Source organism: Ochrobactrum sp. Marseille-Q0166 (genome assembly GCF_014397025.1).
Lineage (GTDB): Bacteria > Pseudomonadota > Alphaproteobacteria > Rhizobiales > Rhizobiaceae > Brucella.
Map to the genome: position 1 here is coordinate 1,981,744 of NZ_JACJUO010000001.1, position 14,213 is coordinate 1,995,956.

The window sequence follows — 14,213 nt, forward strand, 5'->3', positions numbered from 1 at the left end:
GAGATTTCCTTTTATGTTAAAAATTGCTCTGGATTACGATTGAAGCAAAATCACCTGCGCCTATTCTCGCGCCAAGCATTGCAACCCGAATCTCGAAACTATTCGTTCCAGCCTCGGCAAGTCGCTCATCACTCGGGTATATCCACGATGTCGTCAGCACCTCAGCAGTTTTGAGCTTTGCCCCAGCTTGCCAAACTTCCACCAGATAGTTTTCACTGTCCTCGCCAAGCGGAATATCGCTACCCAACCAGCTATCGGCATCGATACGCCCGCGTCTGATCCAGCAAAGCGACAAATCGCCATTGGACAGCTTCTCAGCCCTTAGATGGACTGGGCTCAAAGGCCTCAATGCCTGAATTCCGCCTATTGCTTTGACAGTATCAAAGTACTCATCAGAGAACGATTTGCCCGCCGCGCCAATGCGCCAGTGGAGTTCCAAACCAATTTCAGATGTTTGCAAACCGATGCCTTGAACGCCACCATCCAGCAGGATAAAAGCTCTACCTGCCGGCTTTTCATTGGCGCTAGCGAATTCTGTGCCAAGCTGCCCACGCAAAAGTCGACGCAGCCGCCAGTGGTTCTGGCCGATTTCTTCAGCCTCGAGAAACTGCAGAACTTCCCAATCCCCGTCAGAGGACTGCACGAGTGCTGTATTGGCGCCATTGAGGATTTGTGGGAGCGGTTTGGATGCCAACTCGCCAGAATACAGCAGCAGTTCCAGCATTTGACCATCAATCAGTCGTCCGCTTGCTCCACCGGGCAACGGAGCTGTCAGTTCACCCATCACTGCGCGTTCCCCAATCAGGCTGCGCTCGACAAAGCCCTGATCGGATGGTGAAGCATAAGTCGCAACGCCACGCCACGGCTTCGCATGGCAGGCAATACGAAACTGACCAGCCGGATCTTCTGCACCTGGCCAAAGCGGCAGATCGATGAGCTGAAAAATCGGCTTCATATCGGAAACAGGTGTTCCCGGTGTGAGCTGCGGCGTTTCCCCTCTATCAGCAAAAACCACATTAGGTGCCAGAGCCACAGCCTTGACCACCCGCACCTCTCCGTCTTCCAGAGATGATACGACATAGTCGCGCCCACCACCAAGCATATCGAGCCGAACACGGTCACCGACATGAAGAGCGGCCTCAGACCAAGGCAGGGAAAAGCTTGCTGTCCGCCGTTCGGCATAACGGCGCGCCATCCAAGCTTCGGCGAGTGCCGTCGCCTGTCCTGCTTCCATCGACCCGGCAAGACTAAAGCTTTCCGTACCTTGGCCCGTATCACGGCGAACCGATGCTCCTATCACCTGAAAATCACGCAACGGATCGTTGCAATAGAACTCAGCTATAGAGGGTAAATCGCCGTGATCCTCGAGAATTGCGGTCATCGCTTCGCCATCGGTCGGCTCAACAAGCGTGGCCGCCACATCAAGCACAGGAGCCGCACGGTCAATACTTCGGAACTTGAATTGCCCCGCCTGTTCAAAACCATGCACGCCAAACACATTCATCAGTGGCTCCAGCACACCGCGAGCCGTGCTTGGTTCTGAAATCACAAAGCCTGCCAGATGCCCGTCCGCACCTGTACAATCCGCTTCCGGCAAACCAAAATCTGCGAGGATCGCTGCAATAAGCTCATCGAGTGCAACACCGCTCATGCGGCCATTGAGCCAATGTCCCAACCGCCAGTTTGGTGTGTCTCCCCATATATCGGCTTTCAGTGGAAATTCCGGAAACGGTCTTGTATCCCATGACCAGAGATAGACACGGTCCATGTCGAGCATCGCTCCGCCATAGATGGAGGAGACTGGGTTCTTATTCGGCCAGTAGTCATAATGCGCACGCAGAAAGCGATCCATCGCAATATCGGAACGCGCCCCATTCGAAAAATAGGGGGTCGCGTTTTCCGACGATTTCGGATCAGGAAACACATTCGGCTGATTTGGCCCTTTATCGACCGCCGGGCATCCCAGTTCGGTGAACCATATGGGCTTTGATTGTGGAGCCCATGCCGTTGGCGTGAGAGCCTCGGCGCCATTGATGCGATTATAGTGCGGATTGCTCCACCATGAGCGAATGTCTTTGTATCGATAGATCCATGGCTTGCCCGCAAGCCCATCGGTGATTGGCGTGCGCACGCGCTGTTCCCGGTCTTCACTATTAGCATAATACCAGTCGAAGCCTTCACCCGCTTCGATGCTATTGCTCAGACCATCGAGATCGTAGGCACCTTCAAAACCATCGGGATTGCCACCATCAAGGTCGCTGTCTCGCCAGTCAGCGAGCGGCATGTAATTGTCGATACCAACGGCATTGATGGCCGGATGCCCCCATAACGGGTCGAGATTGAAGAAGAGATCACCAGTACCATCCTGCGTCTGATAGCCGAAATATTCCGTCCAGTCCGCGCCATAACTGATGTGGCAGGTTGCCCCAAGCTTCGTGCGCATTTCGGCTGCAAGCGTGCAGAGATGGGTTACGAACGGAAAACTTTCTCGGCTTTCGCGGATGCTGGTGAGACCTCGCAATTCGGAACCTAGCAGAAAGGCATCGACCCCGCCCGCCTGCACCGCGAGGTTGGCACAATGATTCAGAAAGCGTCTGTAACCCCATGTTCCGTTGACAAAAGCCGTAACCTGATTGGCCGCTTCCAGCGTCTTGTCCGGCGTTCCGGAGATACCAATAGCAGGACTACACGTTATGCGTCCACGCCACGGATAAACGGATTGTCCCACACCACCGTAAGGCGACGGCAACGAGTTATCGGCGGGAACGTCCATCATGATGAAAGGATATAGTGTTACCTTCAGACCACGCGCCTTGGCATCGCGGATTGCATCGATCACACTCTTGTCGGATGGCGTACCCCCATAGGCAGCCCCCTCGCCGCTCCGCGAAATCAGGTGGGCTCCGTTACGCGTAACACTCTCAACTTTCCATGTCTGGCTTGATGACAAAGCGCTCTTATGTGTAACGCCCGGCCTTATCTGGCAATATCCTGCGCGCAAGTCGTCGCCGAACCACGGCAGGACGATCGCCACATGCTGCAATTGAGGGCAAAGCGCCTGCAGCTCATCCATGGCTACAGTCCAATCACTGCGACCGCGTTTTGCATTACGGTTAAGCGAGCGGCTTTCACCCGCTATCGGTCGATCCTTAACCGGAGTTGGCGAAAGACCAAACTCCGTTGAACCGGGGATGAGGGCAACAGCACGGACATCTCGCGCAAGCTTTCCGACGGGACGTATAACTTCGAACTGAAACTGCGGCAGGCGATTTCCGTAAGCATCGAGAGGAATACGTTCAAATACGATATAGGCCGTTCCGCGATAGGCGGGAGCATTACCTGTGCCCTGCTTTGCTTCAATAAGCGGGTCCGGTTGCTGCGTATCCGTCCCATGATAAACGCGCATTTCAATCTCGGTAAGATCAAGCTCCTGTCCGTCGGCCCAGACACGGCGAATGCCCGCAATTTCACCCTCGGCAACAGCATAGGCTGCATTGCCAAAATAGCTGTAAGAGGTCACTTTCGGACCACCCTTGCCACCTTGGCGTTCGGTGGTTTTCTTTTCCTCAAAGCGCGTGGCCCATATCAGCGTGCCGGAAAGTCTTGCTGTACCGTAGACGAAAGGCAAAGCCGCCCCTTCTTCGGCTGTGGCAACACGACCGCTGTTGAGCCTTGCCCCTTCCATATGGCGGGTGGAGTTGATGATAGCCGTATCGATGGCATAGCCACCCATTGCGCCAAGCCCGGCGCCGATGGCAGCACCGACAGGGCCAAAAATGCCACCGACGGCAGCACCCACAGCCTGCAGAACGACAGTCGCCATTGCCTAACCTTTTGTCTCCGGGAAAATGAAAATTCCTGCTATGCGTTTTCGCCATTGCGGCACCAGTGCGGAAGCCATCACCCGATGCCCCTCATAGGCATGGATGAAACGGTTCTCACGGGCCATTATGCCGAGGTGCTTCGCCGCTACATCGGATCGCCAGCGAAACACGATAAGGTCACCCGGCTGTGGATCAGTACCGTCGCGGCACTGCATGTGGCGCGATGCGGCTTCAAGCAGGGGATCGCCATGAGCGGCCTCCGCCCAGTCCGGCGCATAAACACCGGGACTTTCCGGCTCAGCACCATAGACCGTGCGCCAGATGCCGCGTACGAGACCCAGGCAATCGCAGCTGATATCGCGTGCAGAAGCGCCGTGACGATAAGGCGTTCCTATCCAGCTTTCGGCTTCTGCCAGAACTCTGTGTGCAACAATCATGGAACCAGCGCGCTCCCGTCATACTCATTGTCGGAGTTGACATAGGCAAAGGCGGCATCGTTGCCCGGCAGGTGCGGGAAGCCACGAAAATTTTTGCCATTGGCAAACTTTGCCTTGCAGGTGGCGAAGCTCTTGTCGCAGCCTGCCACCAGTCGAAAAACGTCCCCCAGTTTTGCATCCAGAACCGGCGGTTCTATAAGATAAAGACGATTGCCATGATGTGCGAGGACTCGCACCGCGCCATTCTGATTATTTCCGCTTGTCCATGTAAGGTGCCCGTGTGCAAACCAGCCACTGGCAAAATCATCGAGTCCCTTGACATTGAGAATTGCACCATCGGCGCTTACAACAGAACCAACGACGAAAAAACGCGGGTCGTCGATGTTCACACCGCAACGCATATCGCCCAGCACCGCATCGCATTGACGTAGAACACGCCGCCCACAGACGGCATCAAAAGCCGCAGCAGCACCTTTCAGTTCCATCACAAAACGGCCACCTGAGCGCGTGATTGCCCCGACTGTCCAGCGCCGCAGAAGCATGTGCTGGTCGGGCGCATTCCAATTGGCGAGATAGCTTTCGATCACGGCATTATCAAAGCGTCCTTGTTCGATGTCGGAGTCGCTGATGCGTGTCGAGGACAATACACCTTCGACATCGCCACCCGCGATGGAAAGACCAAGCGTTGTTGTCGCTTCACTGCTGTTGAGACCCGTCAATGGCTCGCAGGAAATACCTTCCAGAACCAGTGTCAGGTCGTGGTCCGTAAAACCCATGACGACCTGATCGCAGCGTTTAATAAGCCATGCAAAGCAATGGCTTGTCACCTCACCCTTCAAATGTGATTCAAGTTCCGGCGGGACAGGGATCATGCCTTGACCTCGATAATGGGAATGGATGGGATTTCGCCCGCCTGAAAGGAAGCAATGCTGGCTGTCAGACGATCTGTATCGAAGCGAACTGGCACATCGAACAGAAAACCAGCCGTTACCTGTGCGCCATAAGCGGGCACATAGTCCGGGGTAAAAGATACAATTCCCGTCGCATGGCCGATTGTGAAAGCCTCACCCTCATCGAGCTTCACGCCGTCAACACCAATCTGCACCGAATCCACAACGACACGCGTAATCGGGCGGCTATATGCTTCGTAGTGTTTGACAAGCTGGAATGTGGCTGTTGTGCCATCGCCTGTTCCGATCACCTGATCAGTAAAGGATGGTGCGAAACTGCCCGAAGCCGAAGAAAAGTCGAACGGATCGCGGAAGCGAAAACTATGAAGAGATCCGCGTCTTGCTTCGAAAAAAGCGAGCACGGATCTCAGATCATCCAGCGACCGCAGACCGGTTCCCGCATCGAAATGTCTGCGTGAATGCGCCCATCGGGCATTGCGCTTTTCCATGCCTGATGTGAGCGTGACGATTTCATTGCGCCATTCCGCCCCGCTCGTCGCACCGAATGAAACGCCAAGCGGAAAGCGTACATCGTGAAAGGCTTCCATCTCACATTCTCCGTGCGCCGCGGCGCACAGCACCCGCAAGCATGGTTGACAGCTGTGCTTCGGATTTGCGGAAGGAAGATACGTCGGGCGATGTCATGTTGAACACGACCTGCACGGGTTTGGAGCCACTGCCCCCGGTGGCGACGCCCAGCCTGCCATCAGCACCGCGCGCAAGCGGCAGGATCGCTTCCGCGCCCGCCTCACCCGTAAGGCCCAGTGAACCATTCCCCATACCAAAATAAGTGGGGCTTGAAACCACTCCGCCCTTGGCAAAAGGCATGATGCCGCGAATGCTGCCCATCACACCCGACATCAGCGATGAGCCGAGGCTTTGCAGTGGCTGAAGTCCCGCGGAAAGCGCAGAACCGGCCAGACTACTGGCAAGGCCGCGCAGCACATCATCAAGCCCCTTGCCGGAAACGATTGCACTTTTCAGCGCTGTCGTCAGACTTGAGCCGAAGCTTGACGAACGTTTTTCAAGGTCGGTCAGAGCGCGATCGAAGGCGCTCGTATCCGCCTCGACGGAAACGGTTACGTTTTCATCTGTCATGTTACATTACCTGTCGGGAAAGGCGTGCATCAGCGCGTCGAGTATCGCACGCGAAGGAGCATTCATGCTCTGCGAAACGGGTCCGAGAACGGCGCCAAGTTCGCGTGGGGTCATGGCCCAGAAGTCTTTTGAGGAAAGCCGCAGCAAACCAAAACCTGCACGCATCACCTCTTCCCAGGGAAAAGGCTGACGTGAAGGAACTGATTCAACTGCGGCACTCAAGGGTTTGAAGAAGAAACGCTTTCTTCCGTTCCGAAGGTCGCGGTCAGCAACGCGGAAACGATGCGGGCATAGCCGCTGGCACCACCGTCTGCGCGCATCTCCGCTACATCTTCAAGAGGCACGTCATGTCCGCCGCCATGCAGGCCGGCACAGATGATGCGCTGCATATCGAAGGCAGAAAGTTTCCCACCCGAAAATCGGGCAATCAAGTCAGAAAGATTATCTGCTGCAAAAGCAGATTCAAGTTGTGCCAGCGCACCCAGCGTCAGGCAAAGTGTCCAGTCGCGGCCATCGAGTTTCGCTGCAACCTCACCACGATGGCGATTGACCATCATATCGCGTCTCCAAAGGCGATCAGCCCTGCAGATTCAAGCGCAACTTCAAACGTCACTTCCGCATCGTGATTGCCACTATATTCAAGGGCCACAATTTGGAAGGGACCGGTGATGGTGCCGAAATCGGGCAGGACGATCTGCCAGTTGCGAATCTCGCCGGCAAAGAAGACACTACGGACGAGCGCATCCGATATTGCATCCTTGAATATCCCCGATCCACTGACCGAAGCACGTTGAACTCCGCTTCCGGCCAATAATTGCCGCCAACGACCGGCCGCATCCGCATCTGTCACATCGACGGTCTCGGCATTGAATGCAATGCGTTTGGTGCGCAGGCCTGCACAGGTTTCAAACTGGTCTGTGCCATGCGCAATTTTCAGCAAGATGTCCTTGCCGCGTTGAGCTGCCATAATGGATTCCTTATCTAGCTTACTGGTTCGGTCACAGCGCGATAGCGCATGGTGCCGAGGTAGCTGCCGAACCCGTCTGTGTTACGGGCCAAAACTTCAGTCAGCATGAGATTGACAACGCGGTGACCATTGAGATCGAGCGGTTCTTCATCAAGCTTCGTCGCGATGCGTCCGGCAATTTCAAGCACGCGTTTGCGACCCGCTTCACGCGCCCATATCTGGATATTTATAAAATGTTCGCCGCCTGGCTCACTAGCAGTGCTCCAGTCCTTTGTTAAAGTCTCGCCCAGAGTGATGTAAGGATATGGTGTTTTGAATGGAACATGATCATAAACATGTTCTCCACCAAGCGTTTCAATAAGTTCTTCATCATTCTTCAAGGCGTCATAAAGTGCTTTCTGCAATGCTGCCGCGCTGTTTTTCATTTGTATCCCCGCTTGATTCTTCAACGCTGCTCCGGGCGATCTGTCGCCCCGTTGCAATATCTTCCTTCAAAGCGATCTGCTTAAAACGCAGCGCGCGAATAAGGCCTTCAAAGGTTAATTTCATCGTGATATTCAACGCCCTACCTCAACTGCCAAACAAGTCAGGTAGCGTTTGCTTTCATCGGGATCGTAAACCGAACGCAGGGTGAAGATGCGTTCGCCTTTGCGAAAACGCTTATCGGACGTAATATCCTCGCGGTAACGCACATAAATGCGGTGCGTAAGCTCTGGAAAAGGACGAACTTGTCCACTCGGGGTACTTGATATCGGCTCTATTTTTCCCCATAGCGTTGCCACCTCGGACCAAATTTCTTTGTACCCACCCATGCCATCAGCAACAGACTGCATAGCATCCAAAGCCAACTCTGTTGAGAACTGGCTTGGGTCAATCAATAGAACTTTATTCACAGAGAAATATTCCTCCAGCTGCCGACCATCTGGCCGACCATTGCGGGCAATACCGCTTTAGCATCATCAAGTGCCGCACGGTTTTCATAGAGATGAGCGGTCAAACTAAGTATGGCCAGCTTGAGTGCGTCCGGTACTTCAACGCCGGTTTCCCCAAACCCTGCAATGAAGTCGACCTCGAGGCCACAGAACGTCTGCGCATCAGGATATTGCGCCATATAAACACGCTGCGGACGACGGCCATGCTGAAGCATGAACTCTTCCGGTTCCATGCTGATGGCATTACCATCAGGACGATATGCGATCACGGCGGTTACAGCTTTTACCGGATACTTGAAAAGGGCGAGACGACCGGATCGCGGCCAACGGTCGACACGCAAGCGCCAAGTCTGATCAATCAGTGCAAGCCCCGTCTCAGCTTCGACAAGCTCCCGCGCTGTCTTAATGATACGGCGCAGAATATCATCTTCACTATCGGTTGAAATTCTCAAAAATGCGCGTGCGTCAGCAATCGTCACCGGCTCCAGCGCCGGCGGCGTGACAAGAAACATTGTCATGTATTTTCCCCTTAAAATAACTCTCAAATCAGACAGTTACGCATGGCACCCCAGAAAGAGATTCAACGCGTTTGCAAATTGAAACTAGCTGCCAAAACCGGCAGGTAGATCAACACTGAATTATCAGGCTGCGAACTTCAGAAGCTTGATTGCATCGAAGTCCTGCACACCGCCGCCGACCCGCTTGGTGGTGTAGAAGAGTACATATGGCTTGGCGGAATATGGATCACGCAACACACGTACGCCGATGCGATCCACCACCAGATAGCCACGTTCGAAATCGCCAAAGGCTATCGGCGTTCCGTCAGCAGCAATATCCGGCATATGCTCGGCCTCGACCAGACCAAAGCCCATCAGCGACGCCTTTTCACCAACAGCCGCTGGCGGCTGCCAAAGATAATTGCCGTCCGCATCTTTGAGCTTGCGCAACACGCTCTGCGTCTTGCGGTTCATCACGAAATTTGCGTTCTGGCGATAACCGGCCTTCAGCGCATAGATAAGTTCAATCAGCTTGTCGGATGGATCGGATGCTGGCAGTGCACCGTCAACCCCAGTCGCTATGTGGCCGATCTTGCCCCACTCCCAGCTTGCATCATCAACGGTGCTGTAGCTCAGGAAGCCCATCGGCTTGTTGAGGCCATTGCCAGTGATGAAGGCAGCGCCTTCCTGTTCGGCAAAGGCTGCTTCCACTTCTTCGGCAATCCACTGTTCAACGTTGACAGCTGCATCGTCAAGCAATGACGAAGTGGCGGCTGGCATGGCATAGATTTCCATTGTCGGGAACTGCAACTCTGCCAGTTTTGCCGAAGCGGTCTGTGGACGTGCATCGGTTTCACCAACCCAGCCTGTTGCCGGACCACTCACCGAGAATGGCTTTTTCAGCACCGCACCAGACACCTGACGCACACTGGAAATGCCGCGGATAGGTGACAGCACAGCCAGACGACGACCGATTTCGCTTTCTAGCTCCGCAGGCACCAGATAACCACCATCCGGACCAGAGGCATAAGAATGTGCCTTCTGCTCAATGCCACGCATCGCCTGCTCGTCACCACGGCGCACATAACCATCAAAGGCCTGCTTATGCTCGGTATCAACAACCGCATTGCCCTTACCAAGCTGTGGGCGCGCATTTTTCAATACATACTGATCAAGTGCGTGTTTTTGTTCGTCGAGTGAGCGGTTGATACGGTCAACCTTTTCGCGCAGCAGCACATCAACATCGGCGCTCTTCTCAACCTTTTTCAGACGCTCATCATTGGCTTCACGAAACGCCGAGAAAGCCGTCATGAATTCGTCGAATGCTTCCGACACATCGCTATTATTCCCAAGCGCCTTCGTTTCCACGCTCTTTGTTTCGAGCGGGATTGCATGATTTTTTTCCATTTTTTATCCTGATTAATTAAGAGTCATCATCTTGCAAGCAGCGCGAATACGCTGCGCAAGTGCCTTGTCATCTGCCCGGAAAGCGTCCCGCCCGTCCCGGCCCTGTAACGCTGCAAGTGCAGAATAGCCTTTGGCTATAACCATACGTGCAGCAGAACGGCTCAGCCCCGCATCCCGCGTGAGCCAACGTTCAAATTCTCTGACTGTCGGCAAATCTACCTTCAGATTATCGATGCGTGCCTGCGGCAGCATGGGAAACGTGACCACCGAGATTTCCCAGAGATCCGCTTCGATTATGTGTCGTAAGCCGGTCCGTGCATCTTTGCGCGCTTTGACGGTGCGGAAGCCAATGGACAAGCCATCCAGCCCACCAGCGCGCATCAGTTCCAGCGCCTCGCGTGCCCGTGCCACACCTTTGGCCAGTCTTCCTTCGACATAAAGACCGCGTGCATCTTCGCGAATATCAGTCCAGACCCCAATTGGTTCGGCTGCATCATGCTGCCAGAGCATACGTACACCGGATGATTTGCGAGACAAAAGCGACTTCGCAAAAGCGCCTTTTTCGATCATGTCATTGCCGAGGTCAGCCAAACCAAACACGCTTGCATATCCGCAAAAGCTGCCGTCGATTTCAACATCATCAAGCGCAAGCGATGCGCGCTTGGTTTCAAGTTTTATCATTCCTGCTCCTTTGCGAATCTGGAAGACCGGGAAGCTGCGCATGTTTCATGCGCTCGGCAAATCGTTTGAGAATACCAAGCACTGACCAGGCAGCGAGGCTTGCACCAGTTGCCCCCATCAACATGAGTTCAGCTCGGCCAAGCAACGGTTCGAGGCTCAGCGTTTCAGCAATTTTCACACCTGCGGCGCCGCCAAAAATCATTCCGCAGATAATACCAACGGCAAAACGAATGGCTGCCTCCCGCTTGCCATTGGGCAGCATGTAAGCAAGTGAAACTGCAGACCCGGCGACAGCTCCCACAATCTTTGCGAACCAAACAAATGCTGTCTCAGACGACATAACGGTTTCGCTCAGATTGCTCATGAAACTGTCCTCTTCTGACGCGGCTGATAACCAACCGCATCGCGTTTTTCGTCATCGCTCAGGAACGAAGCCTCCGACACGCGACGCCAGAGCGACTCCCGCTCCAGCGACAGACCTTCGATGCGGTCAGTATCGTGCTCAAGTCTGAGATCATCGCCAAACAAAGGACCGAGCCAGCAGCCAAAAGCCTTGGCGGTGCGGTTGATGAGCGGCAGCACGGTCAGGCGGTAAAAGGCACGATTGGCCTCGGCATAATTGGCATAAGTGTTATCGCCCGGAATGCCGAGCAGCATCGGTGGCACACCAAATGCCAGAGCGATATCGCGCGCGGCCCCGTTTTTAGCTTCGATGAAGTCCATATCTTGTGGACTGTAACCCATAGCTTTCCAGTCCAGCCCGCCTTCAAGAAGCAGTGGCCGCCCAGCGCCAGAGGCGCCGGTGTACCCCTCCTCAAGCTCGGTTTTGAGGCGATCAAACTGCTCTTCAGTCAGGTTGCCACCGTCTTTCGGTGCATAGACCAACGCACCGGAAGGCCGTGCAGAATTATCAAGCAGAGCCTTATTCCATGCACCCGCTGCATTGTGCAGATCAAGCGCCATGAGAGCAGCCTCAAGCGGCGGAAAGCCATAATGGTCATCCAGCGGATGAAATAATTTGAGATGCAGTCCACAACACCCTGCCCCGGCAAGTGAAACCATGCGGCTCGTATTGGCTGAACGATAGACGAGCGATTGGGGCCAGCCATCGCTTGATGTTTCCAGCGTCACCCTTTCAGGGCGCAAAAGATGCAACTCACTTCGGCCGCTTGGCAGATCGACACGCTCCACATAAGCATTGCCCGAAATCAGCAAATGTCCATAAAGTCGTTCGAAGAAACTGCTACCATCAAGGCCGGATTGCGGTATCGCTATGAGGTCGAGCAGCGGATGCGTTTCATGTTCGGTTGTGCCTTCATAAAGCAGCCATGGCACATTGCTGGCTGCTTCGGCGATCAGACGGACACAGCGGTGCGCGACCGGATTGCGCATGAAGCCCTCACGGGCAAGCGACGTATAATCGCGCGCAATCCACGATGGCCCACGCTCCATATGCAAGGCCACAAAACCATGTGCGCTCTTTTTCTCTCGCCCCGCATCAGAATACGAGGGCGCATTCGCGGCAGCTTTGCGCCACGGCCAGTTCCACGCCATAGATCGGCTCTCCAACTATATTGAGTATTATCCGAAACGTCGGATACGCGGCTTTCGGTCAGCACCCAGCATCAGTTCGGTTAGCGCCCAGACCAGCGCGTCAAGGCGATCCGGTGAACGCCCGCTGGAAAGACCTTCCGGCGCAAAATCGCACATCTCGTCTTCCAATGCCGCAAAGCGTCCAGCATGGCGAACACGCCCCTGTTCATAAAGGGCTGCGACAGGCTCGGCACGTAACCACTTGCCGCGCGAAGCACGCCGCATCAGAACCGGTACAGTTGCATCTTCCGCCGCAAGTACGGCGGCAACCATTTCGCCCCCCTGATTAACCTCAGCCAGAACCGCATCCGCCTCGAAAGAATGATAAAGCGCAATTGCCCGCCGCGCCCATTGATGCGGCTTCGCCATGTTCACGCTTTCATCAGCCAACACATGCGCAAAGCCATTTTCATCCAGTCCCGCCACGACAATGCCGCAGGCATCCGACGACTTTCCCGAAGAAGCAGGCGGGTCGACAGCCACCAGAATGCGGATAAGTTCAGGTGCACCATCCTCAAAACACTGTTCTATCCGCTCACGTGACCACAAGGCGCCTGCGCGTTCTTCGATCAGTTCGCCTTCAAGTTCCTGTCGTCCCAGCCGCGTTCCGGCATAACGCTGGTTGATCGTCTCCATAAAACCATTCGCCAGATTTTCAGCATTCTCGGATGTGCGCATATGCGTCATCGAAACAGATGCATCGCTTATTAACGCTTTTAAGAGTGGCACCGCACGCGGTGTTGTCGTTACAACCTGACGCGGAAAATCACCCAGACGCAGGCCAAATTGCAGCATGTCCCATGTGGCTTGCGGATTTTTCCATTTCGCCAACTCGTCACACCATGCTGCATCAAATTGCGGACCGCGCAAGCCATCCGGATCTTCGGACGAATAAAGCGATGCCACCGCACCGTTATCCCAAAGAAGCCGCCTGCGCGTTGCCTCATAGCGCGGACGCGACAGTCGGGAGACCGACAATATGCCGGAAGGACCATCCACCATCACCTCACGCGCATCGGCAAAAGTTTCGCCAACCAGCGCGATATGCCCACAAGATCGCGCCGCCAAGGGCGGCAATCCCAGCGCCATGCCCGATACCCATTCGGCCCCGGCCCGCGTTTTCCCCGAACCACGCCCACCCAGAATAAGCCAGGTTCGCCAGCCGCCAGACGGTGGCAATTGTGCATCACGCGCCTTGAGCAGCCATTCGCTGTCCACGGCCATTATCTGACTGTGCGTCAAGTCCGCGCTCCAAGAATTCCTGCGCGCGCCTTTTTGCAAGTTCGTCGATTCTCCTGTCTATGCGTATCAGCGCCTGCCTGACTTCGGCGAGACTTGCGACAGAAGCCCCGATATCGGTCTCAGAGATTTCCGTTTCGCTTACAAGCTCGTTGACGGTTTTCACAGCCTTGGCCAGCGCCATCAAAGCTTCGGCTTTACCCTTGTCCGGCAATTCCTCGGCATCGATTAACTTGTTCAGCTCAGTCTGCAACCTTTGCAGAGCGGTGTCGGTAGCAGAGGGTTTGATAAGATTTTTCTCGTCAAGACCAACTCCCTTTAGCCAATGAAGATACTGTTTTTCCGTACATCCCATCACCTGTGCGATTTCCGCCACGGCCACGTCGTGTTTCATTTGCAGGCGAAAAGCCAGCCTGACCTGCGCCTCGCGGCGCTCGTCATTTTTTCGCGTTTTCAAGCGCATATCCGCTTAATTTACCCTTCTTCACGCAAAACCCCGAAAGCAAGAAGCTTCCGGGGTTTTGCAAAATTGATGAAAGGCGGGGGTTTTAAGCCTTCACCAGTGCCAGTCACACTTTTCTGACTCTA

At 54.8% G+C, this 14,213-nt stretch carries 18 protein-coding genes; all 18 read right to left on the reverse strand.

What is annotated here, in order from left to right:
- Window positions 1-16 precede the first annotated feature (16 nt).
- Window positions 17-3,823 (reverse strand): glycoside hydrolase/phage tail family protein, encoded by a 3,807-nt coding sequence (locus tag H5024_RS09455; protein ID WP_187545770.1) that lies wholly within the window; start codon window positions 3,821-3,823, stop codon window positions 17-19.
- 3 nt (window positions 3,824-3,826) lie between these two features.
- Entirely contained in the window at window positions 3,827-4,261 is a 435-nt protein-coding gene (locus tag H5024_RS09460) for an NlpC/P60 family protein (protein ID WP_187545772.1), read from the reverse strand.
- Complete coding sequence (locus tag H5024_RS09465) at window positions 4,258-5,133, reverse strand: DUF2163 domain-containing protein (RefSeq protein WP_187545774.1); 876 nt, start codon at window positions 5,131-5,133, stop codon at window positions 4,258-4,260. Before H5024_RS09465 ends, H5024_RS09460 begins: the two co-directional genes overlap by 4 nt.
- Window positions 5,130-5,759, reverse strand: coding sequence for a DUF2460 domain-containing protein (locus tag H5024_RS09470; protein ID WP_187545777.1), 630 nt, complete (start codon window positions 5,757-5,759; stop codon window positions 5,130-5,132). The genes H5024_RS09465 and H5024_RS09470 overlap by 4 nt, the downstream gene beginning before the upstream one ends.
- A 1-nt stretch (window position 5,760) precedes the next feature.
- Window positions 5,761-6,309, reverse strand: coding sequence for a phage tail tape measure protein (locus H5024_RS09475; RefSeq protein ID WP_187545779.1), 549 nt, complete (start codon window positions 6,307-6,309; stop codon window positions 5,761-5,763).
- 6 nt (window positions 6,310-6,315) lie between these two features.
- Window positions 6,316-6,531 carry a rcc01693 family protein gene (locus tag H5024_RS09480; RefSeq protein ID WP_187545781.1) on the reverse strand — a complete coding sequence of 72 codons (216 nt, stop codon included), beginning with the start codon at window positions 6,529-6,531 and terminating at the stop codon, window positions 6,316-6,318.
- Window positions 6,528-6,866: a gene transfer agent family protein gene (locus H5024_RS09485; RefSeq protein WP_187545783.1), complete on the reverse strand. Its 339-nt coding sequence runs from the start codon at window positions 6,864-6,866 to the stop codon at window positions 6,528-6,530. The genes H5024_RS09480 and H5024_RS09485 overlap by 4 nt, the downstream gene beginning before the upstream one ends.
- On the reverse strand, window positions 6,863-7,276 hold the full coding sequence (locus H5024_RS09490) for a phage major tail protein, TP901-1 family (RefSeq protein WP_187545785.1): 414 nt from the start codon (window positions 7,274-7,276) through the stop codon (window positions 6,863-6,865). The genes H5024_RS09485 and H5024_RS09490 overlap by 4 nt, the downstream gene beginning before the upstream one ends.
- A 14-nt stretch (window positions 7,277-7,290) precedes the next feature.
- Window positions 7,291-7,701 (reverse strand): DUF3168 domain-containing protein, encoded by a 411-nt coding sequence (locus H5024_RS09495; protein ID WP_187545787.1) that lies wholly within the window; start codon window positions 7,699-7,701, stop codon window positions 7,291-7,293.
- Entirely contained in the window at window positions 7,661-7,837 is a 177-nt protein-coding gene (locus tag H5024_RS09500) for a hypothetical protein (protein ID WP_187545790.1), read from the reverse strand. Before H5024_RS09500 ends, H5024_RS09495 begins: the two co-directional genes overlap by 41 nt.
- A complete protein-coding gene (locus tag H5024_RS09505; protein WP_187545792.1) occupies window positions 7,834-8,169 on the reverse strand; it encodes a phage head closure protein in 336 nt (111 codons plus the stop codon). The genes H5024_RS09500 and H5024_RS09505 overlap by 4 nt, the downstream gene beginning before the upstream one ends.
- Entirely contained in the window at window positions 8,166-8,726 is a 561-nt protein-coding gene (locus H5024_RS09510; RefSeq protein WP_187545794.1) for a head-tail connector protein, read from the reverse strand. Before H5024_RS09510 ends, H5024_RS09505 begins: the two co-directional genes overlap by 4 nt.
- A gap of 123 nt (window positions 8,727-8,849) precedes the next feature.
- Complete coding sequence (locus H5024_RS09515; RefSeq protein WP_187545796.1) at window positions 8,850-10,112, reverse strand: phage major capsid protein; 1,263 nt, start codon at window positions 10,110-10,112, stop codon at window positions 8,850-8,852.
- A gap of 12 nt (window positions 10,113-10,124) precedes the next feature.
- On the reverse strand, window positions 10,125-10,793 hold the full coding sequence (locus H5024_RS09520; RefSeq protein ID WP_187545798.1) for an HK97 family phage prohead protease: 669 nt from the start codon (window positions 10,791-10,793) through the stop codon (window positions 10,125-10,127).
- Window positions 10,780-11,157 (reverse strand): DUF6107 family protein, encoded by a 378-nt coding sequence (locus H5024_RS09525; protein WP_187545800.1) that lies wholly within the window; start codon window positions 11,155-11,157, stop codon window positions 10,780-10,782. Before H5024_RS09525 ends, H5024_RS09520 begins: the two co-directional genes overlap by 14 nt.
- Entirely contained in the window at window positions 11,154-12,347 is a 1,194-nt protein-coding gene (locus tag H5024_RS09530; RefSeq protein ID WP_187545802.1) for a phage portal protein, read from the reverse strand. Before H5024_RS09530 ends, H5024_RS09525 begins: the two co-directional genes overlap by 4 nt.
- A 27-nt stretch (window positions 12,348-12,374) precedes the next feature.
- Entirely contained in the window at window positions 12,375-13,610 is a 1,236-nt protein-coding gene (locus tag H5024_RS09535; protein WP_187546742.1) for a terminase family protein, read from the reverse strand.
- Window positions 13,573-14,088, reverse strand: coding sequence for a hypothetical protein (locus tag H5024_RS21245; protein ID WP_247875225.1), 516 nt, complete (start codon window positions 14,086-14,088; stop codon window positions 13,573-13,575). The genes H5024_RS09535 and H5024_RS21245 overlap by 38 nt, the downstream gene beginning before the upstream one ends.
- Window positions 14,089-14,213 lie beyond the last annotated feature (125 nt).